The sequence below is a fragment of the Pseudomonas fluorescens group sp. genome, from assembly GCF_020093335.1.
Lineage (GTDB): Bacteria > Pseudomonadota > Gammaproteobacteria > Pseudomonadales > Pseudomonadaceae > Aquipseudomonas > Aquipseudomonas petroselini.
On the sequence record NZ_JAIOKW010000008.1, the window covers coordinates 158,327 to 184,207 of the forward strand.

A 25,881-nucleotide genomic window follows, 5' to 3' on the forward strand; every position below is an offset into this window, starting at 1 on the left:
ACACGAGATCAGAACACAATTGCGCCTTCCGGATGGCAACGCTACCCAGATCCAAAATATTCGTGGGAGTAAATGTGGGAGTATTTGTTTAGACATGAAAAAGCCCAATCTTTTCAGATTGGGCTAAGTCATTGAAATATATGGTCGGGACGGAGTGATTCGAACACTCGACCCCTAGCACCCCATACTACTAATTAGCAGATTCCCGCTGCGTTCTCAGAAAATCCGTTGGAGCTCGGCCGATCTGCGGCATGTATGCTCCGGGCGTAGGCGGCGGAACACCGACCTCTAGTGCATCTAATAAATCCGCCCAGTATTGCATCATCCTACGTCTCGGCTCGACGTATTCTGCATGATTGTACGCAGCCCGAATTTGGTTCGAATCAGCGTGGGAAAGCTGCGCCTCAATCCATTCTTCTACAAAGCCAACCTCGTTGAGCGCCGTTGAGATGGTGGCCCTGATGCCATGACCGGTGAGCCTCCCTTTGTAACCCATCCGGCTAATCGCGGTGTTAAGGGTATTTTCACTGATCATTTCCTGCGGTTCGTATCGGTGAACCAGCAGATACCGTGCACCGCGCGTCCTTAACTGCATCAGCCGTTGCACAATTGCAATTGCTTGAGTAGACAGCGGAATCACATAAGGTGGAATCTCATTTCCCTGTGTTCGCACACGATTTCGGAGCTGCTTCACACCCTCCGGCGGCACCCGCCAGATCCCCTTGTCGAAGTCGAATTGGTCTGGCGTCGCCGCCCGTAGCTCTCCTGTACGCACGCCCGTCAGCAGCAGTAGACGAATACCAAGCCGTGTCTTTTCTGCACCCTCATAGTGGGTGACGGTCCTGAGCAATCCTGGAAGTTCATTTACTTGGAGGAAGGGATTATGGCGGACTGGCCGCGGCGTCTCGGCAACGATATCAAGGTCTGCTGCTGGGTTCACATCAATAAGCCCTTCCGCCATAGCGAAACGAAAGATCTGGTTGAGCCAGGTGCGCACCTTTCGAGCAGAGACTAGCGCGCCTCTGCGCTCAATTCGTCTAATGAGCTCCAGCACGTCACCACGAGAAATATCCGCGATCGGAAGATCGCCCAAACACGGCAGCATGTCCTTCTTCAGGTATTTGCTGGCTTGCCCTGCACTGCCCTTCTTACTTTTCGTTAGCTTTTTACTTCGGAACTCATGCCAGCGATCAGCAACCGCTTCAAACGTGTTTTTGACGGCGCGAGAGGCTTTCTGGCGCTCGGCGCGACGATGCGATCGGGGATCGATATTGCTGGCCACCAGCGCACGCGCAGCCTCTCTCCGCCGACGAGCCTCCTTGAGACTCACGTCGGGATAGGTGCCAAGGGAAATACGCAATTGTTTGTCATGCCAATAGAAACGGAAATGCCAGCGCTTCGAACCCGTCGTGGGCACCTGCAGCGATAAGCCATCCCCATCAGTTAACGTATAAGGCTTGCTGGCGGGCTTGGCTTGCTTGATCGCTGTATCTGTCAGAGCCATCAGACACCTCCTTTTGCATCAAGGAGGGGAATACAACCCAGCGGTAGACGAACCAATACGAAAGTTGATGCGCAAGGAATCGTAAAAGGCTGTGCAAGCGGTGTACTTAAATGTGTACTTAAAAACCGTGGCTGGAGATGGATTCCAGTGGAACTCAGAAAACGAAAAAAGCGGCTCAAGGCCGCTATTTCCGTGGCTTCCAGGCGTTCAGTGGGCCTTAGTGGAAGCAAATATGGCGCAGCGGACGGGACTCGAACCCGCGACCCCCGGCGTGACAGGCCGGTATTCTAACCGACTGAACTACCGCTGCGCGTAACACGTGAAGCGAATGGTGGGTGATGACGGGATCGAACCGCCGACCCTCTGCTTGTAAGGCAGATGCTCTCCCAGCTGAGCTAATCACCCTTCGTTTCGGTGTGGGCGCATCATACACCAAAAAATCGTAATGTCTTGATTTAAATGTACTTTATTTAAAAAAAGTTTACCGCGCGATTTTTTCCATATCCCGGACAGCAAAAAGCCCGCTCATTGAGCGGGCTTTCTGTGGTGACCTGGCGTTCAGCGTTCCAGGTAACCGAATATGGCGCAGCGGACGGGACTCGAACCCGCGACCCCCGGCGTGACAGGCCGGTATTCTAACCGACTGAACTACCGCTGCGCGTAACACATGAAGCGAATGGTGGGTGATGACGGGATCGAACCGCCGACCCTCTGCTTGTAAGGCAGATGCTCTCCCAGCTGAGCTAATCACCCTTCGTTTCGGTGTGGCGCGCATTCTACGGAGCGACCCAGGGTCTGGCAAGCACTTTCTTAAATCTTTTTTTTGATAGCTTCCAATGGCTTAGGCAGGGTTGGCCTGGGGCGTGATCAAGAGAATAATGCCCCCCTTTGTATAAAGGAGAGACTCACCCCATGTGGTTCAAGAACCTGCTTATCTATCGCCTGACCCAAGATCTGCCTGTTGATGCCGAGGCGTTGGAAGCGGCCATGGCCACCAAACTGGCGCGCCCTTGTGCAAGCCAGGAGTTGACCACTTACGGTTTCGTCGCACCTTTTGGTAAAGGTGAAGACGCTCCCCTGGTTCACGTCAGCGGTGACTTCCTGCTGATCGCCGCGCGCAAGGAAGAACGCATCCTGCCGGGCAGCGTGGTGCGTGACGCACTCAAAGAGAAAGTCGAAGAGATCGAGGCCGAGCAAATGCGCAAGGTCTATAAGAAGGAACGCGACCAGATCAAGGATGAAATCATCCAGGCCTTCCTGCCGCGCGCCTTTATCCGTCGTTCGTCGACCTTCGCCGCCATCGCGCCGAAACAAGGCCTGATCCTGGTCAACTCCGCCAGCCCGAAACGCGCCGAAGACCTGCTGTCGACCCTGCGTGAAGTGATCGGCACCCTGCCGGTTCGCCCACTGACGGTGAAAACCGCACCGACAGCGATCATGACCGACTGGGTCACCACCCAGAAACCGGCCGATGACTTCTTCGTCCTCGACGAATGCGAACTGCGCGACACCCACGAAGACGGCGGCATCGTGCGTTGCAAGCGCCAGGACCTGACCAGCGAAGAAATCCAGCTGCACCTGACCACCGGCAAAGTCGTGACCCAACTGTCCCTGGCCTGGCAGGACAAGCTGTCCTTCATGCTCGACGACAAGATGACCGTCAAGCGCCTGAAGTTCGAAGACCTGCTGCAAGACCAGGCGGAACAGGACGGCGGTGAAGAAGCCCTGGGCCAACTGGACGCGAGCTTTACCCTGATGATGCTGACGTTCGGCGACTTCCTGCCGGCGTTGGTTGAAGCGCTGGGCGGTGAAGAGACGCCGCAGGGCATCTAAACCATGTGAAAATCAAAATGTGGGAGGGGGCTTGCTCCCGATAGCGTTCTGTCAGTTAAAACACCTATGACTGACAGACTGCAATCGGGGGCAAGCCCCCTCCCACATTTGATTCAATCCAACAACAAAGGACACCCCCATGCGTGCACTCGCCGCCTTGAGCCGCTTCGTCGGCAACACCTTCGCCTACTGGGTGTTGATTTTCGCCGTCGTCGCCTTCCTCGAACCCGGTTGGTTCATCGGCCTCAAAAGCGCCATCGTCCCGTTGCTGGGCCTGGTGATGTTCGGCATGGGGCTGACGCTCAAACTCGATGACTTCGCCGAAGTCGCCCGCCATCCATGGCGCGTGGCGCTGGGCGTGGTCGCACATTTTGTGATCATGCCGGGCGTGGCCTGGTTGCTGTGCCAGGCCTTTCACTTGCCGCCGGAAATTGCCGTCGGTGTGATCCTGGTCGGTTGCTGCCCAAGCGGCACCTCGTCCAACGTGATGACCTGGCTGGCCCGGGGCGACCTGGCGCTGTCGGTGGCCATCGCCGCCGTCACCACCCTCCTCGCCCCGCTGCTCACCCCGGCGTTGATCTGGCTGCTGGCCTCGGCCTGGCTGCCGGTGTCGTTCATGGAGTTGTTCTGGTCGATCCTGCAAGTGGTGCTGCTGCCGATCGTGCTCGGTGTACTGGCACAACGCGTGCTCGGTGATCGGGTTCGCCACGCGGTAGACGTGCTGCCACTGGTGTCGGTGGTGAGCATCGTGATCATCGTCGCGGCGGTAGTCGCCGCCAGCCAGGCGAAGATCGCCGAGTCGGGCCTGTTGATCATGGCCGTGGTGATGCTGCACAACAGCTTCGGTTACCTGCTGGGTTACTTCACCGGCCGCGTGTTCAAGCTGCCGTTGGCGCAGCGCAAGTCGCTGGCACTGGAAGTGGGCATGCAGAACTCCGGGCTGGGCGCCGCGCTGGCCAGTGCGCACTTTTCACCGCTGGCGGCGGTGCCGAGTGCGTTGTTCAGCGTCTGGCACAATATTTCCGGGGCGTTGCTGTCGACCTACTTCCGTCGCATGAGCGAAAAGGAAGACCGTCGGGCCCTGGAGAACACGCCACAAACTTGATCAGCCGAGCACTTTTCGGCACTCTACCGGGCTTCGCGGGGACGACCCCGCGACGCTCTCAAGCGCCTAATCCGGGGACGACCCCACCTAATATTAGGAGGTCATCATGTCCTGGATCATTCTGTTTTTTGCGGGTCTGTTTGAAGTCGGCTGGGCCGTCGGCCTGAAGTACACCGACGGTTTCAGCAAGCCGCTGCCCACCGCCCTGACGATTGCCGCCATGGCCGTCAGCCTCGGCCTGCTCGGGCTGGCCATGAAGGAACTGCCACTCGGCACCGCCTATGCCATCTGGACCGGCGTGGGCGCGGTAGGCACCGTGATTGCCGGGATTATCCTGTTTGGCGAGTCTATGGCGTTGTTTCGACTGGCCAGTGTGGCGTTGATCATTTGTGGGCTGATAGGGCTCAAGATCAGCACCTGAGCCACTACCGCCATCGGGGGCAAGCCCTCTCCCACCGTTTGAATGTATTCACAGATCAAAATGTGGGAGGGGGCTTGCCCCCGATGAGGCCGGTATAGCCAAAACCAACACTACCTGACACTCCCCCGCAACCCACCGACCAACTCCTGCAACCTGGCAGGTGTCGGCCCATCCACCGGCTCACCCGCCACCAACACCACCCGCGACCAGATGCGATGGAAGAAGCCCTTCTTCGGATCGCGACTGAAGAAACTTCCCCACAACCCCTGCAACGCCATCGGAATCACCGGCACCGCCGTCTCTTCCAGAATCCGCGTTACGCCACCGCGAAACTCGTTGATCTCGCCATCGGCGGTCAATTTGCCCTCCGGGAAGATGCACACCAACTCCCCTTCCTTCAGATACTGCGCGATACGCATGAAGGCTTTTTCGTAGATCTGGATGTCTTCGTTGCGCCCCGCAATCGGAATCGCCCCAGCGGTGCGGAAGATGAAGTTAAGCACCGGCAAACGATAGATCTTGTAGTACGTCACAAAGCGAATCGGCCGACGCACCGCGCCGCCAATCAGCAATGCATCGACAAACGACACATGGTTGCACACCAGCAACGCCGCGCCTTCGTCCGGGATTGCCTGCAGGTTGCGATGCTCCACGCGGTACATGGAGTGGCTGAGCAGCCAGATCATGAAACGCATGGTGAACTCGGGGACGATCTTGAAGATGTAGGTGTTGACCGCGATGTTGAGCAGCGACACCACCAGGAACAATTCCGGGATCGACAGCTTGGCCACGCTCAGCAACAGGATCGACACGATGGCCGAGACCACCATGAACAGCGCATTGAGAATGTTGTTGGCGGCGATCACGCGCGCGCGTTCGTTCTCGGCGGTACGCGACTGGATCAGCGCATACAGCGGCACGATATAGAAACCGCCGAACACACCGAGGCCGAGGATATCGAACAACACCCACCAGGCCTGACCGTAGCTGAGCACGGCGAGCCAGTCGTTGGCCTGCACGTTCTGCGGGAAACCGCCGGAGTGCCACCACAGCAACAGACCGAACACGGTCAGGCCGAATGAACCGAACGGTACCAGGCCGATTTCGACCTTACGGCCGGAGAGTTTTTCGCAGAGCATCGAACCCAGCGCGATACCCACCGAGAACACGGTAAGGATCAGCGTCACCACCGTCTCGTCGCCGTACAACCACTCTTTGGCGTACGCCGGGATCTGCGTCAGGTAGATCGCGCCGACAAACCAGAACCACGAGTTGCCGACGATGGAGCGCGAAACGGCTGGCGTCTGCCCCAGGCCCAGACGCAGGGTGGCCCAGGATTCGCTGAAGATATTCCAGTTCAGGCGCAGTTGCGGGGTCGACGCCGCCGCGCGCGGAATGCTGCGACTGGCCAGGTAACCCAACACCGCCACGCCGACAATCGCCACGGACACCACCGGTGCGTAATGAGTGGACGACATCATGATCCCGGCGCCGATGGTGCCGGCCAGGATCGCCAGGAACGTGCCCATTTCCACCAGGCCGTTGCCACCGACCAGCTCATCGTCGTGCAACGCCTGGGGCATGATCGAGTACTTCACCGGGCCGAACAGTGCCGAGTGCGTGCCCATGGCAAACAGCGCCAGCAGCATCAGTTCCAGGTGGTTGGTCAGGAAGCCCGTCGCGCCGACGGCCATGATCACGATCTCGCCGATCTTGATCGCGCGGATCAACGCATCCTTGTTGAACTTCTCGCCAAACTGCCCGGCCAGGGCCGAGAACAGGAAGAACGGCAGGATGAACAGCAACGCACAGAGGTTGACCCAGATCGAGCGGTCACCGTCGAGGGTGAGCTTGTAGAGAATGGCGAGGATCAGCGATTGCTTGAAGATGTTGTCGTTGAAAGCCCCCAGCAACTGGGTGATGAAGAACGGCAGGAAACGCCGTGTGCGCAGCAAAGTGAATTGCGAGGGGTGGCTCATCGTCCGTGTTCCTGCGTGGCCTATTTTTTTGTAAAAGCATTCAGGCCACGACTTTACCTAATCCTGCTTACTTATTCGCTAGTCCCGCAATGCACGGTGAAACAAAAAGCTCACCTTTATAGGCGCCCTGCACGGTGCGCTTGGCGACGATCAGCCACATCAGCGCCAACGCCACCACCAGCACGCTGCCGAACACACTGAAAAACGCCAGGTGCAACAGGCTCGCCAGTTTGAGCGTGGCCAGGGCATACACCCCGAGTGGGAAGGTAAACCCCCACCAGCCGAGGTTGAACGGGATACCGGCGCGCAGGTAACGCAGGGTGATCAATACCGCGATCAGCATCCACCACAGGCCAAAGCCCCACAGCGCAATGCCCGCCACCAGCCCGAGGCCGTTGGCTATTTCACCGACACCCGGCAGGCCATTGGCCGCGAAGATCGCCGGCGCATCGCCCCCCAGCAGCAACATGCCCAGCGCCCCCGTGCCGATGGGACCCAGCGCCAACCAGCTCGACGCGGCCATATTGGCGTGAGGCAGTTTATGCAAGGCCATGCGCAGCATCAGGATGGTCAGGATGCTGAACGCCACCGGCAGGGAAAACGCCCACAGCACGTAGCTGGTCACCAGCATCACCAGCTGCGAATGCGCGTCCGCCAAGTGCGGTGCCAGCAGCCCACCGCTGGCGGCGGCGACTTCGGCGGCGACCACGGGCAGCAGCCAGACGGCGGTCATCTGGTCGATGCTGTGTTCCTGGCGGGTGAACATCATGAACGGGATGAGCACGCCGCAGGCCACGGCCATGGCCACGTCCAACCACCATAGCGCCTCGGCCAGCGGTATCACATCGGTACCCCAGCGCGGCAGGCCGAATAACAGCAAGCCGTTGAGGATCGTCGCGAGCCCCATGGGGATAGTGCCGAAGAACATCGACACCGTGGAGTGCCCGAAAATCCGCCGCGCCTCGTGGAAAAACATCACCCAACGGGCTGCGTACAACCCGCTGAACAGCACAAACAGGCCTAGGGTGAAAAACCACAGCGCTTCGGCGATGGCGTGCACGCCTGGCAGAGGGACCGGCAGTTGCGCCAGGGCCAGCGCCAGCACGCCGGTGCCCATGGTGGCGGCAAACCAGTTCGGTGTGAACTGGCGGATCACTTCCCGTGGACGGGTGAGGTGACTGAAAGGCTTATAGCTGAGGGTATTCGAGCAGGTCATGATGGCAATCCTCTTCCTCGCATGAGGTTGAGACCATGGTAGAACCGTATCGAATATCTATATAACGGGTAATATCTCTATCTGTTATCTACTTTGCCAATATAGCGTCAAACACTGCCTTCGCATTCGATCACCAGAATGCGCGCCTGCCCTTGGGGATGGGCCACATGCTCGGTGCCGACACTGGCATAGAAGATGTCTCCGACTTCTAACTCCGCCACCCGTTCGAAGCCATTATCGCGGTAATGCATGTGCACCCGGCCATCCAGCACCACAAACACTTCTTCGCCGTCATTGATATGCCAGCGATAGGGCTGGTCGGTCCAGTGCAGGCGCGTGGTGATGCCATTCATAGTGGCGATGTCCAGCGCTTCCCAGGCACGGCTGCCGGTGAAGTCCTTGCTGCGGATGATCTTCATGCTTGAATCTCGATCAGGCCAATACGGAGCACCGATTATTACCCATCAGCCGCCTGTCGTCGCCCTGACCCGCGCCGAATCCTGCAGCAGCAATGCGATCAACGCACCGAGGGACAACAGGATCAGGACTGCGCCGTAGCCGTCGGTGGTCGCGATCAGGCCAAAGCTGCGAATCAGGTTCCCCGCCAACAATGAGGGCAGGCAGAACGCCAGGTAGCTCAGCACATAGAACGCCGACATCAAGCCTGCCCGCTCATGGGGTAACGCCAGCGGCACCACACTGCGCAAGGCGCCGAGGAAACCCGCGCCAAAGCCACTGCCGGCGATCAGGGTGGCGATGAAGAACAATGGCAGGCTGGCGCTGTGCACCGCCGTGAGGATCAGCGTTACCCCGATGGCCAGCAACCCGGCGCCGAGCCGTAATACCTTATCGGCCGGGCGATTGCGCAGGGTAAAAATCATCAGTGCGCCGCTCAGGGTCAACACCGCCACCAGGCCGCCACCGATCAGGTTGGAGGTCGACCCGGTGGCCGCCCGCACCAGCGACGGCGCGAGGGACAGGTAGAACCCGCCCATCGCCCACACCGCCACATCCACCGGCAACGACAACCACAACGCCCGGCGCGCCTGGGGCGGTACATGCAAGGTCGGACGCAGCGACGCCAGAGCACCGGGGATACGGCCCACGGTTTCCGGCAGGCGCCATACATAGAGGGCCTGCAACAGCATCAAGGCCAGCAACGTCCAATAGATCAACTGGGTCGGCAATGGCGCGAACTCCACCAACAAACTGCTGCCCATCGCCCCGCACGCCATACCCAGAAGCGGTGCCACGCTGTTGACCAGCGGGCCTTGCTGGCGATCGGTGTCGAGCAGTGCCGCGCCCAACACGGCGGTGGCCATGCCGGTGGCAAACCCTTGCAAGGTCCGCGCGGCAATCAGCCAGGCCACGCTGTCTTCGTGGATAAACAGCAGCATCGCCAGCATATCCAGGACCAGTGCGGCAAAAATCACCGGCTTGCGCCCCAGGTGGTCCGACAATGAACCGACGGTCAACAGCGCCGCCAGCAGACTCAAGGCGTAGACACCGAAAATCAGCGTGAGCATGCCCGCCGAAAAATGCAGGCCTTCCTGATACAGGTGGTACAACGGCGTCGGCGCGCTGGAAGCGGCCAGGAAGGTCAGCAAGGTGATCGCGAGGAACACCAGGCTGGAACGATGGGAAACAGGACTGGACATGCACACGCTCCGCTAAAGCTAAGATTTTGCTTTTGCAGAGTGTGCTACCCGTCAGCGCTTAAAGCAAATTCTTTGTGTTAAGGTCACAAACATGGCGATAAAAGAAGGCCTTCGCCCGGGGGGCCGCAGTGCCCGGGTACAAGAATCCGTCCATTCGGCGGTGCGTGAACTGCTGGAAACCCATGAGCGTTCCAGCGTCACCGTGCCGATGATTGCCGCGCGCGCAGGCGTCACACCGTCGACCATCTACCGACGCTGGGGCGACCTCTCGGTGCTGCTCGCGGACGTGGCCCTGGCACGCATGCGACCCGACAGCGAGCCGGCCAACACCGGCAGCCTGCGCGGCGATTTGCAGGCCTGGGCCGAGCAATACCTAGATGAAATGAGTTCGGAGCCGGGGCGCAACATGATGCGCGACCTGCAGTGCATGATCACGCCGGGGTACTGCGTGAGCATCTTGAGTGGGCAGTTGCAGGCGATTGTCGATCGCTATCCGGAGCCGGCGCCACCGAACGTGGACCATTTGATCAACCTGATCGCAGCGCCCACAGTGTTTCGCATTCTGTTCTCGACCGAGCCGCTGACGGTGGAAGCGCTGCATGGGCTGATCGAACTGGCACTCAATTCCTGACGTTACGCCAATACAAATGTGGGAGGGGGCTTGCCCCCGATAGCGATCTGTCAGTCACTCATGCACTGACTGATCCACTGCTATCGGGAGCAAGCCCACTCCCACATTTTTGACCGCGTACATCCGTTGAGTCAGGTACGCATCCCGCGCCCGCTCACCAGCAGCTTCGCACAGCCGATGTACAGCACCACGGTCGCCACCAACATGAACGTGATCGCCACGCTGATCTTGATGTCCGACACGCCCAGGATGCCGTAGCGGAAGGCGTTGACCATGTGCAACACCGGGTTGGCCAGCGACACGGTCTGCCAGAACGGTGGCAGCAGGGTGATGGAGTAGAACACCCCGCCCAGGTAGGTCAGCGGCGTCAGCACGAACGTCGGGATGATCGAAATATCATCGAAGTTGCGGGCAAACACGGCGTTGATGAAGCCCAGCAACGAGAAGATCGTCGCCGTCAGCACCACCACCAGAATGGTGACCCCGAGGTGATGCACCTGCAGGTGCGTGAAGAACAGCGACAGCAGGGTCACGATCACGCCGACCATCAAACCACGCAGCACGCCACCCAAGGTGTAGCCGATCAGGATGGTGTGAGGCGAGACCGGCGACACCATCAGTTCTTCGATGGAGCGCTGGAACTTGCTGCCGAAGAAGCTGGAGACCACGTTGCCGTAGGAGTTGGTGATCACCGACATCATGATCAGGCCCGGCACGATGTACTCCATGTAGGTGAAGCCACCCATGTCGCCGATCTGCCGGCCGATCAGGTTACCGAAGATCACGAAGTACAAGACCATGGTGATCGCGGGCGGCAGCAGGGTCTGCGGCCAGATCCGGGTAAAGCGTTTCACTTCGCGGTAAACGATGGTTTGCAGCGCGACGAGGTTGGGTTGCAGTTCGGAACTCATACCGCCACCTTCGCCAGATTTTTCTCCACCAGGGACACGAACAACTCCTCAAGGCGATTGGTTTTATTACGCAGGCTCAGCACTTCGATGTTCTGGGTCGCCAACTGCGTAAACAACGCGGTGATGCCCATGGCTTTGTCCACCTGCACTTCCAGGGTGTGGCTGTCGACAAGACGGCTCGGGTAGCCGAGCAATTGCGGCGGCACCGACAGGTTGTTCTTCAGGTCGAGCAAAAAGGTTTCCACATGCAACTGGCCCAGCAGGTTACGCATGCTGGTGTTCTCGACGATGGTGCCGTGGTCGATGATGCCGATGTTGCGGCACAGCTGCTCAGCCTCTTCCAGGTAATGGGTGGTGAGGATGATGGTGATGCCCTTCTCGTTCAACTCGGTGAGGAAGGTCCACATCGAACGGCGCAGCTCGATGTCCACGCCGGCGGTGGGCTCATCGAGGATCAACAGGCGCGGCTCGTGCACCAGTGCGCGGGCGATCATCAGGCGGCGTTTCATGCCGCCGGACAACGAACGCGAAGGCACATCGCGCTTGTCCCACAGGCCCAACTGGGTCAGGTACTGCTCGGCGCGTTCCTTGGCAACTTTCGCCGGGATGCCGTAGTAGCCCGCCTGGGTCACAACAATATCGAAGGTCTTTTCAAACTGGTTGAAGTTGAATTCCTGGGGCACCACGCCGATCGAACGCTTGAGCGCCGCCGGGGATTTGTCCAGGTCATGGCCGAAGATATTCACCGTGCCGCTGGTCTTGTTGACCAGCGTGGAGAGGATACCGATGGTGGTGGACTTGCCGGCGCCGTTAGGGCCGAGCAAGGCGAAGAAGTCACCTTCGGCAACGTCCAGATCGATACCACTCAGGGCCTGGAAACCGTTGCCGTAGGTTTTGGTTAGCTGCCGGATGGACAGAGCGGAACTCATATCGGATTACGCACCAAAAGAAGGGAATAGAAAGAGTAGATGAGGGCGCAGCCCAGGTAGTTCAACGGCGGCGCATGACGGGCATGGTGCTTGCCCGCGCCGCACAAGTACAGTCACCCGTATTAATAGTGGGTATTAAGTCAACGCAGTCATCACCGCTTTGCGGTAGGCCGGCCGTTGTTGCAGGCGCTGGTACCAGGCCTCTAGATGGGGCATTGCAGGCCGTTCGATAGGCATTTCAAACCAGGCGTAGATGAAGCTGCCCAAGGGGATATCGCCCATGCCAATCTCTTCACCCGACAGATACGGCTGTGTGGCGAGTGCCTGGTCAACCGTCTTGAGCACATCGATACAGGCCTGGCGACCGGCGTGGATGCTGTCCCAGTTCTGTTTTTCCGCGGGGGTGCGCAGCACGCCCCAGAACACGGTCTTGAACGGTTCAGCGAAGGTCGAGGTGGTCCAGTCCATCCACTTTTCCGCGCTGGCGCGGTCCTTCAGGTCACCGGGATACCAGCTCGAAGCCTGCTTGGCGCAGAGGTAGCGCACGATGGTGTTGGACTCCCACAGCACAAAGTCGCCGTCCTCGATCATCGGCACCCGACCGTTGGGGTTCAACGCCCGGTAATGCGGCGTGTCGACCACACCAAAAGCCCCGCCCGCATCAATTGCTTCATAGTCCAGGCCGAGTTCCTCGGCGCACCACAGTGCTTTCCTGACGTTTGATGAATTTTTACGACCCCAGATTTTCAGCATGACCGCGCCTTTATTGTTGATGAACATGGCTGGATGAACGCAGCAGCATACGCCGGTTCACGCGCGGCTTAAATCGCTCTGCAGATCACCCAGCAGGGTCGGCATGTCCTCGGCAAACAGGTGCGGGTAACACTGCCGGATATGGGCGAAGAAAAACGCCTCGGGCACGTCAGGAAATTGCCCGTGGTCGATGACGTATTCCATCGAACGCTGGCCCTGGCGGTTGAACGCGTGGAAGACACTGTCGTTGATCCCGTCGAACGCCAGCGGCGGTACATCGAACACATCGCACAGTTGCTGGTTGAACGCGGGCGTGGCCTTGACCCAACGATCATGCAGGTACAGTTCGGTGTAGCCGTGCATGGCGAACACATCACTCTTGAGCAAGGCGAGCAGGCGCGGCGTCGATAAATGATTGCGCACGTCCGCCAGGCCGATGCGCGCCGGGATGCCGCAGTGGCGGGCGCATGCGGCAAGCAAGGTGGCCTTGGGCACACAATAGCTTTCGCCGGTGGCCAGGGCGAAGCTGGCGTTCAAGGTGTCGGGATCACGGCTGAAGGTGTAGGGGTTGTAGCGAATCGCCTCACGCACGGCATAGTAAAGGCTGACTGCCTGGTCACTTGCAGCCGCGCGGGTTCCGCGATGTTTTTCGGCGAACTCCACCACCGCAGGGTGGTCACTATCGATGAAGCGGCTGGGACTCAGGTACGTATCCATGAGCGTGATCTCCGGGGGAAGCCTGGAGTTTAACGACAGGTCTGCCACAGAGATAACGACGATTCGGCCAAATGTCGGCGCCTGCTGCCAGGTGCTCCCAGTACAACTTGTAACACCCTGATCACCCCGCTTGCTCGGATGCCGACTAAGCTCCCTGGTGGTTTCGCCCCTGGTTTCACGGAGGATTGAATATGCTGTTGTTGTGGATACTGGTTCTGGTGGTCGGCATTGCCTACCTCGCGCACCGCCGCGTCGCCCCCCTGCCCGCCCTGGGCGTGGTGGCTGTCTATCTGCTGGCGATGGGTGCCTGGAGCCACGCACCGGGTTGGCTGCTGCTGATCTTCTGGGTGTTGATTGCCGTTGTCGCCGCGCCGCTGCTGCTCCCCGACCTGCGCCGCCAATACTTCACCAAGCCGCTGTTCAGTTGGTTCCAGAAAGTCCTGCCGCCGATGTCCGAGACCGAGCGCGACGCCATCGACGCCGGCACCGTGTGGTGGGACGGCGAGCTGTTCAGTGGTCGCCCCGATTGGGACAAGTTGCTGGCCTACCCCAAGGTCCAACTGACCGAAGAAGAACAGGCGTTTATCGACGGCCCGACCGAAGAACTCTGTGCCATGGTCAGCGACTGGGAAATCGGCCAGGCCATGGACCTGCCGCCCGCTGCCTGGGAACACATCAAGACTCACGGTTTCTTCGCCCTGATCATTCCCAAGGAATATGGCGGCAAGGGCTTCTCCGCCTATGCCCACTCCCAGGTCGCAATGAAGCTCGCCACCCGCAGCGGCGACCTGGCCTCGACCGTGATGGTGCCCAACTCCCTCGGCCCGGCCGAGCTGCTGCTGCACTACGGCACCGACGAACAGCGTAACCATTACCTGCCGCGCCTGGCCCGTGGCGATGACATCCCCTGCTTTGCCCTCACCGGCCCGCTGGCCGGCTCCGATGCCGGCGCCATGCCCGACACCGGCGTGATCTGCAAAGGTGAATGGGAAGGCAAGGAAACCCTCGGCCTGCGCCTGAACTGGGAAAAACGCTACATCACTCTCGGCCCGGTCGCGACGCTGCTGGGCCTGGCCTTCAAGGCCCATGACCCGGACCACCTGCTGGGCGAAGAGGAAGACCTGGGCATCAGCCTGGCGCTCATCCCGACCGACACCCCGGGTGTAGAAATCGGCCGTCGCCACCTGCCCCTGGGCGCCGCGTTCATGAACGGTCCCAATTCCGGCAAGGATGTGTTCATTCCCCTGGAGTTCCTGATCGGCGGCCAGGAAATGCTCGGCAAGGGCTGGATGATGCTGATGAACTGCCTCTCCGTGGGCCGTTCGATTTCCCTGCCTGCGGTCGGCACCGGCGCGGCCAAGTTCACCAGCCTGGTGACCGGCCAATACGCCCAGGTGCGCGAGCAATTCAATGTGCCTCTGTCGGCCTTCGAGGGTATCCAGGAAGCGCTTGCGCGTATTGGCGGCAACGCCTGGCTGATGGACAGTGCGCGCATGCTCACCGCCAATGCCGTGGACCTTGGGGAAAAACCCTCGGTGCTGTCTGCGATCCTCAAGTACCACCTGACCGAGCGCGGTCGCGAGTGCATCAGCCACGCCATGGACGTGCACGGCGGCAAGGGCATCATCATGGGCCCGAACAACTACCTGGGTCGCAGCTGGCAAGGCGCGCCGATCTTCATCACCGTTGAAGGCGCGAATATCCTCTCGCGCAACCTGATGATCTTCGGCCAGGGCGCGATCCGTTGCCATCCGTTCGTGCTCAAGGAAATGGCCCTGGCCGGTCGCGAAGACCATGATCAGGCGCTGAAGGAATTCGATGGCCTGTTGATGCAACACATCGGCTTCGCCGTGAGCAACGCCGCCAGCACCTTGGTGCTGAACCTCGGCGTGGGTCATTTCGAGAAGGCGCCGGGCAACCGTTTGAGCCAGGGTTATTTCCGCGCACTCAACCGTCAGGCTGCCGCGTTCGCGCTGCTGGCCGACTTGAGCATGATGCTGCTGGGTGGCGAGTTGAAGCGCCGCGAACGCCTGTCGGCACGCTTGGGTGATGTGCTGAGCCATATGTACCTGGCCTCGGCGGCACTCAAGCGTTATCACGACCTGGACTCACCGGACCACCTGGAACCGCTGTTCGCCTGGGCCATGGAAGAAAGCCTCGGCGAATCGGAACGTGCCCTGGATGAACTGCTCAGCAACTTCCCGAACAAGGTACTGGGCTGCCTGCTGCGGGTCATCGTGTTCCCGTTCGGGCGTCGCCATACCGGGCCGTCCGATGCGCTGGATGCCGAAGTGGCGGCGGTGATCGGCCGCGCCAAAGGCGATCCGACCCTGGAAGAGTTGCTGGCCGGCTGCTACCGCCCGCAGTCCGTGGAAGACCCGGTGGGCGCCCTGCAACATGCCTACGACCTGCTCGGCGCCAGCCATCCGCTGCAGAAGAAACTGCACAGCGCGCTCAAAAGCGGCCAGGTCAAACCGACGGCCGGGGAACACGCCATCGATGCGGCCCTGCACGCCGGCGTGCTGCAACCCGCCGAAGCGCAAACCCTGCGTGACGCTGAAGCAGCGCGGCGCAAGGTGATCGACGTGGATGATTTCAGCAAGGAAGAGCTGACCCAGGCTGAGGGTAAAGTCCGCTGATACAGGCGGTCATATAAATACGGGCGCGAGAGGCATATACTCTCGCGCCCGTTTTTGCTTTAGAGGACTTATCTCGTGTCCAACGTCGTTGCCGATCATCTCGTCTTGCTCGACCATTTGCGCAGCATCCTGGTTGCCGTCGGCGAAGCCGAACAGGTGCCCGAGGAAAGCCATTCGCTGTTCCTGGAGCGCTTCGACGAATTGCGCGCCCTGCTGCCGATCGACCCGATCGAAAGCCAGTACCTGGGCCAGGACCTGATGAGCCAGGTCATCCTGCGCTACCCGCAAATTGCCCACCTGGTGCCGCGCGACCTGCTGTGGTTCTTTGGTGGTGACTGCCTGCACTTCATGCCCGATGAAGAACTGGACCTGTACCAGGCCCTGGAAGAACGTCGCTTCGAAGCCGAACAGAACGACGAACCGTTCGACTGGAACCAGGAAAAACAGCTGCTGGCCATGCCGGACGACCAGAGCAAGCACTGATCAGCAGAACATCACGTCGCGGCTTACTGCCGTGAGCGGGCTTGCCCCGCGCTGGGCTGCGTAGCAGCCCCATTGCCAACACCTAGTCAGATCTCAGTTGCCTGTTCTAGGGCCGCTTCGAACCCAAGCGCGGGCCGTGCGACGATTCCACAAGCCCGCTCACCCCACGCAGTGTCGGTTCGCGCGCCATACACGCCACCAGATAATCGATAAACACCCGCAACTTCGGCGGCAAATACCGCGTGGGTGAATGCAGCAACCACGCCTCGCCATGGTAAGACGCAATAAAGTCCCACGCCGGCAACACCTGCACCAACCGCCCCTCCTCCAATGCATGCCGCGCCGTAAAGTACGGCAAGCTGCCAATCCCCACATGCTGCAACACCGCATCCAGCCGCACACCGGTGTGGTTCGCCGCATACCGCCCGCGCACTGAGACCGTCACAGCCTTGCCGGCCTGGCGAAATTTCCAGCGGGAATCCCCCGGCGTTTCTCCCAGATAGATGCAACTGTGTTCCAGCAAATCATGGGGGTGGCTCGGCGTACCGTGCTCCGCCAAATACTGCGGCGTCGCACACAACAGATGCTCGATGGGTAACAACTGCCGACCGACCAAACCCGGCGGCGGGCTGTCAGTGATGCGGATGCTGAGGTCGACATTGTCATCAATCATGTCCACCTGCCGATCCTCCAGAATCAGCTGCACGTCCACCTTGGGATAACGCCGCAGGAACTCCGGCATATGCGGGTGCACCACGAATCGCCCCACCGCCTTGGGCACGCTGACCCGCACCAGCCCTTCGGCTTCATGATTGAACTGGCCGCTGACCTCCATCACCGAACGCGCGGCGTTGACCATCTCCTGGCAACGCTTGAACACCTCTTCCCCGCCCTCGCTCAGGCGCAACTTGCGCGTGGTGCGCTGCAGCAACCGTGTCGCCAGGGCCTTCTCCAGTCGCGAGATACTGCGACTCACCGATGAAGGCGACGCGCCCATCTGCCGAGCGGCCTCGGAGAAGCTGCCGGCTTCCACCACGTTGACGAAAATCGCCATTTCGCCCAACAGCGACAACGGTAGATTGATGCTCATGGTGCACAGGTCCATTGATAGTTGAGTGGATTATCACCGATGTACGCACTATTTATACTGCCCGCAGAACCCTGATGCGGATGTAGATCATGACCGAGCGCCTGTTTTTCACCCACGACCACCTGACTGCCGAGCTGGAAGTGCTGAGTTGCACACCCCATGAGGGCCAGTTTGCGGTCATCCTGCAGTCGACGATTTTTCACCCACAGGGCGGTGGGCAACCTTTCGATACGGGTTGGCTCGGTGAGAGTTCAGTGCTGCGCGTGACCCAGGAAGCCGATCGCGTGGTGCACTACGTCGACCGCCCGCTGGAGCTTGGCCCAGTCACAGCTCGGGTCGATGAACAGCGCCGTGCGTTGCACAGCCGATTGCATTCCGCCGGGCATTTGATCGGTAACGTGGGTGAAACCTTGGGCTGGATGCCGATCAAAGCCCATCACTGGCCCGGCGAAGGCAAGATCACCTTCATCCGTGGCGAAGCCGCGCAGGCGATGGAGGCCGAGACGATCCAGCAGCAGGTCAACCAATGGATCGCCGCAGACTACCCGCGCCACATGAACTTGGAAGACGGCACCCGCCAAGTAGGCTTCGGCGAACTCCCCGCGTACGCCTGCGGCGGAACTCATGTGCACACGTTGGGCGAGCTGGGCCGCGTCAGCATCCTCGCGATGTCGGAGAAAAAGGGCGCGCTGTCGGTGCGCTACGAGATCGACTGAGACGACACCTTCTCTCTGTAGAGAGCCTTCCAATATAAGGAGCGATGCGCAACACGCCGGCAGGCGCTTGTCTTTTGTAGATTGGCAGCTAGCCTGTTGACTCTACGCGCGCAGTTTTAGCGGTGCTGTGCCCGTAGCCCACTCACAAGAGCACACCACCATGAAAACCGCTTCCCTTCGCTCGTTGTTCACGTTGTTTCTACTGATTCCCCTCAGTGCCTGCATCAACAACCAGCCGACACAGACCCTGGTTACCTTCGCCGATGGTACTCGTGGCCTGAAGACGCCCGTTGACACGGGTGTCCCCGGCCCCTCCCAAGGAGACCTGTTTGTTTTCGCCCAACCGCTGATGGACCAAAACCGCCAGGATATCGGCAGTAACAACGGCTACTGCGTCACCACGCTGGCGGGTATTCACAGCCAATGTCAGTGGACGTTGATATTCGTGGATGCGACTGGAAATGTGACGGGTACCCTTGTCGTCGGCGGGCAAGAGTACGAAAAAGGCGCCTCCACCGTCGCCATCCTCGGGAGTACCGGGAAATACGCAGGCTTTACGGGATCGATGACTTCCGAGCCACAGCCCGATGGAACATTCAAGCAGACCTTGTATCGGGTGCCACATTAAGCGGTAAAAAAGCCGCTCGTTAATGCGCGGCGTTTTCGTATGAAAAGTAGGACATTTCCTTCATTCAGATCTCCCACCCCTTTCCTTCAGAGTGGTAGTGTGTGGAAATATTTCTGACAGTTCGATCAGAAACACCCTACTCACCACCTGCAAAGGAATGCCTCCAGCAATGCACTTTCCACTCAAGCAACTGGCCGCGGCCACCCTGTTCGCGGCGAGCCTCTCAGCCATCACCAGCCCCGCTTTCGCCAACATCACCGCAGAGCAAAGCACGGCAATAATCAAGCGTTTCAACGAAACGTCCGTCACCGACTTTCGGGGTTTCCTCGGTACCCTGGCCAAGGGCGATCTGGGCAAAACCAGCGATGTGGGCCCGGCGACCAGTGCCTTCCTTGATAACAAATCCTTGAGCGCCGACCAGCAGAACGAAATCAATCGCCTGCTGGGCATCTATACCCGAGTGAAATACGGCAAGGCCGCCACTGAGACGCTGCGCGAGCTGGTGGAAATCCCGACCTTTAACGTGGACGGTCTACCACAGTACAAAAACCCGGAATTCATCAAGATCGCCGGCAAGATCCAGGACTTGGCCAAGGCCTTTAACCTGAACTTCCGCAATATCGATAACCGCGTGTACGAAATCTCCTTGGAAGGAAGCGGCGACGAAGTCGTCGGCATCCACGCCCACGCCGATGTGGTGCCGGTGACACCGGAGAATTGGGTGCTGAAGGACGGCACCCAACTGGACCCGTTCAAAGTCACGCTGATCGGCGACCGCATGTACGGCCGGGGCACCGAGGATGACAAGAACGGCATCGTGGTGGCCATGTATGCCATGAAGGTGATCAAGGAAGAGAAGCTGCCGCTGGCGCGCAACTTCAAGCTGCTGGTGGACACCACAGAGGAAACCTCCGGCGACGCCATTCCCTATTACTTCGAAAAGAACCCGACACCGCAGTACAACCTGGCACTGGACGGCGGCTACCCGGTGGTGATTGCCGAGAAAGGCTACGGCACGGTGATGGCGACGTTCCCGCGGCGCAAGGGTGAAGGCAAAGGCGCGGAAATCATCTCGATGACCGGTGGCATGGCGACCAACCAGATTCCGTCGGCATCCGTTGCCACGTTCGTAAGCGACAAGCCTGCGGAATTGGCCGCCAGCCTGCAAAAGGCCGGGACTGAATATGCCAAAGGCAACGGCGGTGATTTTGAAGTCGCCGCCAAGGTCGACGGCAAGCACGTCAAACTGACGGTCACCGGCGTGTCTGCTCACTCGTCCGAGCCGGAATCCGGAGTCAACCCGGTATCGCGCATGCTGGAGCTGATCCACAGCCTCGACGGCAAGATCGCCCTCAAGCACAACCACATCACCGATGCGGCACGGTATGCGTCCGACAACTGGGGGCTGGATTACCTGGGCGGCAAATTGGGCGTGGGCTTTTCCGATGCGTTCATGGGCCCGCTGACCACCTCGCTGACGTTTGTCGGCCTGGATGACAAAGCGTTCAAGCTGGCGGTGAACCTGCGCGTGCCGAAGGGAAAATCCCCGGAAAAGCTCAAGGCCGAGATTGCCGACAAACTGAGCGCCTGGGACAAGAAAACCAAGGTCAACGTGGACTTCACCTACTCGATCGCCGAGCCGATGTACCGCAACCCGGAAGGTGAATGGGTCAAAGCCCTATTGGCGGTGGCCAGCGAAAACCTGGGCATGGAACACAAGTTCGGCACTTCGGCCGGTGCGACCTCCGTGCATGAATTGCCCAACGGCGTGCAATTCGGCCTGGCGCGCCCGGAAGTGAAATACACCGGGCACACCGACAACGAGTTCAAGACCGTCGACCAGTTCTTGCTGGACCTGCAGATCGTTACCGAAATGATGGGCCGCATCGGGCAATTGCCGAAGCTCTGAGCCCCCTCGGATCCGCCGTCCTGGCGGGTCCATCGCGTTGGCTGCCTGGCTGCGCACACACAAAAACGCCGCCCGTGACCGAGCGGCGTTTTTGCATGGGTAAGACGCTCGTAGGAAATATCTCATTTTGTTTTGAGCAGCTCTCCTTCTACCTCACGGTGTTAGCTTCGGCAGGCAATCTCAACTGCCTACGAAGATAGGAGTGCCACAACAATGAAGTCATCACTTAAGCACCTGCTCATCGCTGCCCTGGTAGTCCCCCTTGCAGCATTCACCCTGCCCGTACAGGCCAATATTTCCCCGCAACAAAGCCGCGCCATCCTCACGCACTTCAGTGAGACATCGCCCACTGACTTCCGTGAGTTCCTGAGACAGCTGGGCGTGAGTGAACCCCCCATGAGCAGCGACCTGGGCGCGGCAATCAGCGGTTTCCTTGACGGCACGGCACTTTCCACCGCGCAGCAAAACCAGATTCATCGCCTGCTTGGCCTCTATGCCCGATTGAAGTACGGCGACGCCGCCATGGGCACCCTGCGCGAACTGGTGGCCATTCCGACCTTTCGTGTGGAGGGTGTTGCCCAGCACGATAACCCCGAATTCATCAAGATGGGCAACACACTCAAGACGTTGGCAGAATCATTCAACCTCTCCTTTCGCAACATCGACAACCGCGTTTTCGAGGTCTCGCTCAACGGCACCGGCGATGAAATCGTGGGCATTCACGCGCATGCCGACGTCGTGCCTGCCAATCCGCAGGACTGGGTATTGGAAGACGGCACCCGGCTTGACCCCTTCAAGGTCTCCCAGGTCGGCAACCGCTTGTATGGCCGAGGCACGGAAGATGACAAGAACGGCATCGTGGTGGCGCTCTACGCCATGAAGGTCATCCAGGAGGAGCGGCTACCGCTGGCGAGAAACTTCAAGCTGCTGGTCGATACCACTGAGGAAATCGCCGGCGATGCAATCGCCTACTACTTTGAACGCAACCCGACGCCCCACTACAACGTGGCTCTGGATGGCGGTTATCCGGTGGTCATTGCCGAGAAAGGCTATGGCACTGTCACCGCGAACTTTGCCCGACGTACTGCACAGGGCGACGGCGCCGAAATCATCTCCATGACCGGAGGCCTCGCCGCCAACCAGATCCCGCTGACCTCGGTTGCCATACTGGTGGGGGAAAATCCGATTGAATTGGCAGCCCGCCTGCAAAAGGCGGGTAACGACTATGCGAGGCGCAATGGCGATAATTTCAACGTAATCGCCCAAGTCATCGGCAAGGAAGTCCAACTGACCGTTACCGGCGTGTCTGCGCATTCATCAGAACCCGAATCCGGTGTGAACCCCGTCGCCAGGATGTTGGGCTTCATCCACAGCCTGGACGGGAACATCGCACTCAAGCAAAACCCTATTTCCGATGCCGCGCGCTACGCTGCCGACAACTGGGGGCTGGATTACCTGGGAGGCAAACTGGGTATTGGCTTTTCGGATGCATTCATGGGGCCTCTGACTACATCACTGACCTTTATCGGCATGGATGAAAAGACCTTCACGCTGACGGTCAACCTACGCGTACCAAAGGGAAAACGCTTGGACGTGCTGAAAGCCGAGATTGCCGACAAGTTGGGCGCCTGGAGCACGAAGAACGCCATTGCAATGGACGTGGACTACTTGATGACCGAACCGATGCTCCGCGACCCTGAGGGTGAGTGGGTCAAGGCGTTGCTGGACGTCGCCAGCGAAAACCTCGACATGCCGCGAAAATTCGGCGCCTCTGCCGGCTCAACCTCCGTGCATGACCTGCCCAATGGCGTGCAGTTCGGCCTGGCCAGGCTCGACGTTAAGTACACCGGCCACACCAATAAAGAGTTCAAGACCGTCGACCAGTTCTTGCTGGACCTGCAGATCGTTACTGAAATGATGGGGCGTATCGGGCAGTTGCCGAAGCTCTGATAGCCGAATGAGCCCGTCGCGATGGCGTTTTTTTTCGTCCGGCATAAATCCCACGCAAACAAAAACGCCGATCATCACTGATCGGCGTTTTCGTTGAATATGGAGCGGGAAACGAGACTCGAACTCGCGACCCCGACCTTGGCAAGGTCGTGCTCTACCAACTGAGCTATTCCCGCAAATGGCGTCCCCTAGGGGACTCGAACCCCTGTTACCGCCGTGAAAGGGCGGTGTCCTAGGCCACTAGACGAAGGGGACACACAACTGAAACACATGGTGTGTATTTCAGTGTCCAGAGATTAAATCCGAAGATTATGCCCTGGTTTCACTCAGTACCACCCGAAGGCAATACCGCTTAAATTTGGAGCGGGAAACGAGACTCGAACTCGCGACCCCGACCTTGGCAAGGTCGTGCTCTACCAACTGAGCTATTCCCGCATATTGGCGTCCCCTAGGGGACTCGAACCCCTGTTACCGCCGTGAAAGGGCGGTGTCCTAGGCCACTAGACGAAGGGGACACACGTACAACATTCACTCCCTACCGCGTTTCGCTGTGTGCTTTACGCTGTAAGTGGCGCGCATTCTATGGATGGATTGAAAGGTCGTCAACCCCCAAGGATAAATTTATTTAAATCAATGACTTCGCCCTGCTTTCCGGGCTTATGGGAGGATTGTGCCCGCCCAGGCTTTGGCGCCTATATTCTGGCGTCCGACAAGGCGCTATAGTTCGCTCCGACAAATGATGGCAATGTGCATCCATGTAACGGACGCCTATCTATAGAGAAGCAAACTACCTGGGCAACTGGTCGATCAGCCCTATCCGCCGGATGGCCCAGTCACTACACTCCACTGTAAACCCTATAAAGAGGTCACACCGGTGACACCACTCATGATCACCCTGCTGGTAATAGCCGGGATCGTAATACTGATCGCCATTGGCTATATGAACCACGTGGTGGAAAACAACAAGCTGGAAAAGAAGCGCACCGAGATCGAGCTTAACGATCGCCTGCGCCGTTGCGGTGAAATCACCGAGACCTTCCCCGGCCAGTTGATGTCCCCGGCGCTCAAGTTGTTGCTTACCCGACTGGAACTCAACGTCAACCAGCGCCTGTTGAACCTCAACAAGACCAGCGCCCCCATCAAGGCCCGCATCGCCGAACTCAATACGCTGGTGGCTCAGGGCGAATCGATCCCGGTGAACAACCCACCCGCGCCGATCCAGACCGAAGCCAAGGCCAAGGACGTGCGCTTCCTGCTCGAAGCCCTACATGGTCAGGTCACCCGCGCCGCACAAGACGGTTTCCTGCCGGCCAACGAAGCCAAGCACTGGATCAAGGAAATCCGCCATATCCTGGTGTTGCTGCATATCGAGTTCTTCAACAACCTCGGCCAACACGCCCTGCAACAAGGCCAGCCAGGCCAGGCGCGCCTGGCCTTCGAACGTGGCGTGCAGTACCTGCGCAAACAGCCTGAACCGGTCATCTACAGCGCACAGCTGCAACAGCTGGAAGGCCAACTGGCCCGCGCCAACTCCACGGTGCTGACCAACAGCAAGCCGGCCGAAGACGAAGTCAACGAACTGACCGAAGGCCTCAAAGTGGTCGACGCCGACGCCGAGTGGAAGAAGAAAGTCATCTACGACTGATGCCCCTCTCCTTATACATAGGTATCTACACAACGCTGTAGCAACCAGCCTAACCACGATGCGAAGCGAGCCGCTCTTGATCTTGATCTCGCTTTTGATCTCAGGCGCCCCGTCAAACACGCTGGCCGGAATTCGACAGGGATTTGGGGGGTAAACCGGCAGGGATGCCGGTTTAGCCGCCCCGCGCCATGGATGGCGCGTGGCGGCGGCCCCCCAAATACCTGTCGGATTACGGGCACACCGAGCGTGAGCGAGGTGCCGAGTGTTGGGGCAAGAGCCTTTTTGGTTACTTTTGGGGCTCTTTTCCAAAAGTGACCCGCTGTAAGAGCGGAACCAACAGTGGCCGTTACCTGAATAACGGATATGCACGCGGTTTGATCCAACATCCAGGTCGTCCGTCAGGCCGCCACGGGAGCAAGCTCCCTCGCCACAGGTCCAGCGCCATATCCAGGGTGGTGTAGATACCGAGGCCCCGATGGCGCTGAATCAGTCACCTGATGAATCGACTGACACACCGCTATCGGGGGCAAGCCCCCTCCCACATTTGGATCGCGGCCTAACCGTTAGATGGCGGTCGTCTGCCAGGCCGCCAACGGGAGCAAGCTCCCTCGCCACAGGTCCAGCGCCATAGCCAGAATTGTGTAGATACCGATGCCCGATGGCGCTGAATCAGTCACCTGATGAATCGACTGACACACCGCTATCGGGGGCAAGCCCCCTCCCACATTTGGATCGCGGCCTAACAGTTAGATGGTGGTCGGCTGTCAGGCAGCCGGCGGGAGCAAGCTCCCTCGCCACAGGTCCAGCGCCATAGCCAGAATTGTGTAGATACCGAGGCCCCGATGGCGCTGAATCAGTCACCTGATGAATCGACTGGCACACCGCTATCGGGGGCAAGCCCCCTCCCACATTTGGATCGCGGTCTAACCGTTAGATGGCGGTGGGCTGTCAGGCAGCCAGCGGGAGCAAGCTCCCTCGCCACAGGTCCAGCGCCATAGCCAGAATTGTGTAGATACCGACGCCTCGATGGCGCTGAATCAGTCACCTGATGAATCGACTGACACACCGCTATCGGGGGCAAGCCCCCTCCCACATTTGGATCGCGGTCTAACCGTTAGATAGCGGTCGTCGGTAAGGCCGCCAGCGGGAGCAAGCTCCCTCGCT

Annotated in this window: 21 protein-coding genes and 8 tRNA genes; 11 read left to right on the forward strand and 18 right to left on the reverse strand. The window is 59.4% G+C overall.

The genetic code is table 11. The features are described from left to right. Positions 1–190: 190 nt before the first annotated feature. The 5 genes from K7431_RS11955 to K7431_RS11975 form a co-directional block, all read right to left on the reverse strand. Positions 191–1,504 (reverse strand): tyrosine-type recombinase/integrase, encoded by a 1,314-nt coding sequence (locus K7431_RS11955; protein WP_012723142.1) that lies wholly within the window; start codon positions 1,502–1,504, stop codon positions 191–193. A gap of 233 nt (positions 1,505–1,737) precedes the next feature. Then, positions 1,738–1,814: transfer RNA gene (locus tag K7431_RS11960), tRNA-Asp, on the reverse strand. A 19-nt stretch (positions 1,815–1,833) separates the two neighbouring features. Beyond that, a tRNA-Val gene (locus K7431_RS11965) sits at positions 1,834–1,909 on the reverse strand. 176 nt (positions 1,910–2,085) lie between these two features. Further along, a tRNA-Asp gene (locus K7431_RS11970) sits at positions 2,086–2,162 on the reverse strand. 19 nt (positions 2,163–2,181) lie between these two features. Then, positions 2,182–2,257, reverse strand: a tRNA-Val gene (locus tag K7431_RS11975). 159 nt (positions 2,258–2,416) lie between these two features. Here K7431_RS11975 and rdgC point away from each other — a divergent pair. From rdgC to sugE, 3 genes are all read left to right on the forward strand, one after another. Beyond that, positions 2,417–3,337 carry a recombination-associated protein RdgC gene (rdgC, locus tag K7431_RS11980; protein ID WP_012723141.1) on the forward strand — a complete coding sequence of 307 codons (921 nt, stop codon included), beginning with the start codon at positions 2,417–2,419 and terminating at the stop codon, positions 3,335–3,337. A 139-nt stretch (positions 3,338–3,476) separates the two neighbouring features. After that, positions 3,477–4,442 carry a bile acid:sodium symporter family protein gene (locus K7431_RS11985; RefSeq protein ID WP_012723140.1) on the forward strand — a complete coding sequence of 322 codons (966 nt, stop codon included), beginning with the start codon at positions 3,477–3,479 and terminating at the stop codon, positions 4,440–4,442. 106 nt (positions 4,443–4,548) lie between these two features. Then, complete coding sequence (gene sugE / locus K7431_RS11990) at positions 4,549–4,863, forward strand: quaternary ammonium compound efflux SMR transporter SugE (protein WP_010211634.1); 315 nt, start codon at positions 4,549–4,551, stop codon at positions 4,861–4,863. A gap of 110 nt (positions 4,864–4,973) precedes the next feature. Here the strand turns inward: sugE and K7431_RS11995 are convergent, their stop codons facing one another. The 4 genes from K7431_RS11995 to K7431_RS12010 form a co-directional block, all read right to left on the reverse strand. Beyond that, entirely contained in the window at positions 4,974–6,842 is a 1,869-nt protein-coding gene (locus K7431_RS11995) for an MFS transporter (RefSeq protein ID WP_012723139.1), read from the reverse strand. A 67-nt stretch (positions 6,843–6,909) separates the two neighbouring features. After that, complete coding sequence (locus K7431_RS12000; protein ID WP_012723138.1) at positions 6,910–8,058, reverse strand: TDT family transporter; 1,149 nt, start codon at positions 8,056–8,058, stop codon at positions 6,910–6,912. A gap of 107 nt (positions 8,059–8,165) precedes the next feature. Beyond that, positions 8,166–8,477: a cupin domain-containing protein gene (locus tag K7431_RS12005; RefSeq protein WP_012723137.1), complete on the reverse strand. Its 312-nt coding sequence runs from the start codon at positions 8,475–8,477 to the stop codon at positions 8,166–8,168. A 45-nt stretch (positions 8,478–8,522) separates the two neighbouring features. Further along, the gene (locus tag K7431_RS12010) at positions 8,523–9,716 is read right to left on the reverse strand and encodes an MFS transporter (RefSeq protein WP_043205041.1); all 1,194 of its coding nucleotides are present in this window, start codon (positions 9,714–9,716) and stop codon (positions 8,523–8,525) included. A 91-nt stretch (positions 9,717–9,807) separates the two neighbouring features. Here K7431_RS12010 and K7431_RS12015 point away from each other — a divergent pair, with 91 nt between their 5' ends. After that, positions 9,808–10,347 carry a TetR/AcrR family transcriptional regulator gene (locus K7431_RS12015; protein WP_012723135.1) on the forward strand — a complete coding sequence of 180 codons (540 nt, stop codon included), beginning with the start codon at positions 9,808–9,810 and terminating at the stop codon, positions 10,345–10,347. A 131-nt stretch (positions 10,348–10,478) separates the two neighbouring features. Here the strand turns inward: K7431_RS12015 and K7431_RS12020 are convergent, their stop codons facing one another. The 4 genes from K7431_RS12020 to K7431_RS12035 all read right to left on the reverse strand — a co-directional run bounded on the left by K7431_RS12020 (position 10,479) and on the right by K7431_RS12035 (position 13,657). Beyond that, positions 10,479–11,258, reverse strand: coding sequence for an ABC transporter permease (locus tag K7431_RS12020; RefSeq protein WP_012723134.1), 780 nt, complete (start codon positions 11,256–11,258; stop codon positions 10,479–10,481). Then, complete coding sequence (locus K7431_RS12025) at positions 11,255–12,187, reverse strand: ABC transporter ATP-binding protein (RefSeq protein ID WP_012723133.1); 933 nt, start codon at positions 12,185–12,187, stop codon at positions 11,255–11,257. The genes K7431_RS12020 and K7431_RS12025 overlap by 4 nt, the downstream gene beginning before the upstream one ends. A gap of 135 nt (positions 12,188–12,322) precedes the next feature. Beyond that, positions 12,323–12,940, reverse strand: a complete 618-nt coding sequence (locus K7431_RS12030) for a glutathione S-transferase family protein (protein WP_012723132.1) — start codon at positions 12,938–12,940, stop codon at positions 12,323–12,325. A 57-nt stretch (positions 12,941–12,997) separates the two neighbouring features. Then, the gene (locus K7431_RS12035; RefSeq protein ID WP_012723131.1) at positions 12,998–13,657 is read right to left on the reverse strand and encodes a transglutaminase-like domain-containing protein; all 660 of its coding nucleotides are present in this window, start codon (positions 13,655–13,657) and stop codon (positions 12,998–13,000) included. Between the two features lie 191 nt (positions 13,658–13,848). On the opposite strand from K7431_RS12035, the gene K7431_RS12040 reads away from it, so the two are divergent. Both K7431_RS12040 and K7431_RS12045 read left to right on the forward strand, forming a co-directional pair. Beyond that, a complete protein-coding gene (locus K7431_RS12040; protein WP_043205039.1) occupies positions 13,849–16,296 on the forward strand; it encodes an acyl-CoA dehydrogenase in 2,448 nt (815 codons plus the stop codon). Between the two features lie 75 nt (positions 16,297–16,371). Further along, a complete protein-coding gene (locus K7431_RS12045) occupies positions 16,372–16,779 on the forward strand; it encodes a PA2817 family protein (protein WP_010211653.1) in 408 nt (135 codons plus the stop codon). A 106-nt stretch (positions 16,780–16,885) separates the two neighbouring features. Here K7431_RS12045 and K7431_RS12050 read toward each other — a convergent pair whose 3' ends face one another. Continuing rightward, positions 16,886–17,869 carry a LysR family transcriptional regulator gene (locus K7431_RS12050; protein WP_012723129.1) on the reverse strand — a complete coding sequence of 328 codons (984 nt, stop codon included), beginning with the start codon at positions 17,867–17,869 and terminating at the stop codon, positions 16,886–16,888. Between the two features lie 89 nt (positions 17,870–17,958). Between K7431_RS12050 and K7431_RS12055 the strand changes: the two genes are divergently transcribed. From K7431_RS12055 to K7431_RS12070, 4 genes are all read left to right on the forward strand, one after another. Continuing rightward, complete coding sequence (locus K7431_RS12055) at positions 17,959–18,585, forward strand: hypothetical protein (protein ID WP_012723128.1); 627 nt, start codon at positions 17,959–17,961, stop codon at positions 18,583–18,585. Positions 18,586–18,745: 160 nt separating this feature from the next. Further along, positions 18,746–19,213 (forward strand): hypothetical protein, encoded by a 468-nt coding sequence (locus K7431_RS12060; RefSeq protein ID WP_043205038.1) that lies wholly within the window; start codon positions 18,746–18,748, stop codon positions 19,211–19,213. A 169-nt stretch (positions 19,214–19,382) separates the two neighbouring features. Further along, positions 19,383–21,122 (forward strand): dipeptidase, encoded by a 1,740-nt coding sequence (locus K7431_RS12065; RefSeq protein WP_012723126.1) that lies wholly within the window; start codon positions 19,383–19,385, stop codon positions 21,120–21,122. 213 nt (positions 21,123–21,335) lie between these two features. Continuing rightward, entirely contained in the window at positions 21,336–23,072 is a 1,737-nt protein-coding gene (locus K7431_RS12070; RefSeq protein WP_012723125.1) for a dipeptidase, read from the forward strand. A gap of 100 nt (positions 23,073–23,172) precedes the next feature. Here K7431_RS12070 and K7431_RS12075 read toward each other — a convergent pair. The 4 genes from K7431_RS12075 to K7431_RS12090 all read right to left on the reverse strand — a co-directional run bounded on the left by K7431_RS12075 (position 23,173) and on the right by K7431_RS12090 (position 23,587). Further along, positions 23,173–23,248: transfer RNA gene (locus tag K7431_RS12075), tRNA-Gly, on the reverse strand. Between the two features lie 3 nt (positions 23,249–23,251). Further along, a tRNA-Glu gene (locus K7431_RS12080) sits at positions 23,252–23,327 on the reverse strand. A gap of 104 nt (positions 23,328–23,431) precedes the next feature. After that, positions 23,432–23,507 (reverse strand) — tRNA-Gly (locus K7431_RS12085). Between the two features lie 4 nt (positions 23,508–23,511). Next, positions 23,512–23,587, reverse strand: a tRNA-Glu gene (locus K7431_RS12090). A 359-nt stretch (positions 23,588–23,946) separates the two neighbouring features. Here K7431_RS12090 and K7431_RS12095 point away from each other — a divergent pair. Then, positions 23,947–24,717: a hypothetical protein gene (locus K7431_RS12095; RefSeq protein WP_012723124.1), complete on the forward strand. Its 771-nt coding sequence runs from the start codon at positions 23,947–23,949 to the stop codon at positions 24,715–24,717. Positions 24,718–25,881: the final 1,164 nt, after the last annotated feature.

Coding starts and splice junctions, on each gene's coding strand:
- K7431_RS12025 (WP_012723133.1), bottom strand. CDS start 12,187: ATGAGTTCCGCTCTGTCCATCCGGCAGCTAACCAAAACCTACGGCAAC.
- K7431_RS12035 (WP_012723131.1), bottom strand. CDS start 13,657: ATGGATACGTACCTGAGTCCCAGCCGCTTCATCGATAGTGACCACCCT.
- K7431_RS12030 (WP_012723132.1), bottom strand. CDS start 12,940: ATGCTGAAAATCTGGGGTCGTAAAAATTCATCAAACGTCAGGAAAGCA.
- K7431_RS12015 (WP_012723135.1), top strand. CDS start 9,808: ATGGCGATAAAAGAAGGCCTTCGCCCGGGGGGCCGCAGTGCCCGGGTA.
- K7431_RS11955 (WP_012723142.1), bottom strand. CDS start 1,504: ATGGCTCTGACAGATACAGCGATCAAGCAAGCCAAGCCCGCCAGCAAG.
- rdgC (WP_012723141.1), top strand. CDS start 2,417: ATGTGGTTCAAGAACCTGCTTATCTATCGCCTGACCCAAGATCTGCCT.
- K7431_RS11985 (WP_012723140.1), top strand. CDS start 3,477: ATGCGTGCACTCGCCGCCTTGAGCCGCTTCGTCGGCAACACCTTCGCC.
- K7431_RS12020 (WP_012723134.1), bottom strand. CDS start 11,258: ATGAGTTCCGAACTGCAACCCAACCTCGTCGCGCTGCAAACCATCGTT.
- K7431_RS12010 (WP_043205041.1), bottom strand. CDS start 9,716: ATGTCCAGTCCTGTTTCCCATCGTTCCAGCCTGGTGTTCCTCGCGATC.
- sugE (WP_010211634.1), top strand. CDS start 4,549: ATGTCCTGGATCATTCTGTTTTTTGCGGGTCTGTTTGAAGTCGGCTGG.
- K7431_RS12040 (WP_043205039.1), top strand. CDS start 13,849: ATGCTGTTGTTGTGGATACTGGTTCTGGTGGTCGGCATTGCCTACCTC.
- K7431_RS12050 (WP_012723129.1), bottom strand. CDS start 17,869: ATGAGCATCAATCTACCGTTGTCGCTGTTGGGCGAAATGGCGATTTTC.
- K7431_RS12070 (WP_012723125.1), top strand. CDS start 21,336: ATGAAGTCATCACTTAAGCACCTGCTCATCGCTGCCCTGGTAGTCCCC.
- K7431_RS12055 (WP_012723128.1), top strand. CDS start 17,959: ATGACCGAGCGCCTGTTTTTCACCCACGACCACCTGACTGCCGAGCTG.
- K7431_RS11995 (WP_012723139.1), bottom strand. CDS start 6,842: ATGAGCCACCCCTCGCAATTCACTTTGCTGCGCACACGGCGTTTCCTG.
- K7431_RS12060 (WP_043205038.1), top strand. CDS start 18,746: ATGAAAACCGCTTCCCTTCGCTCGTTGTTCACGTTGTTTCTACTGATT.
- K7431_RS12000 (WP_012723138.1), bottom strand. CDS start 8,058: ATGACCTGCTCGAATACCCTCAGCTATAAGCCTTTCAGTCACCTCACC.
- K7431_RS12065 (WP_012723126.1), top strand. CDS start 19,383: ATGCACTTTCCACTCAAGCAACTGGCCGCGGCCACCCTGTTCGCGGCG.
- K7431_RS12005 (WP_012723137.1), bottom strand. CDS start 8,477: ATGAAGATCATCCGCAGCAAGGACTTCACCGGCAGCCGTGCCTGGGAA.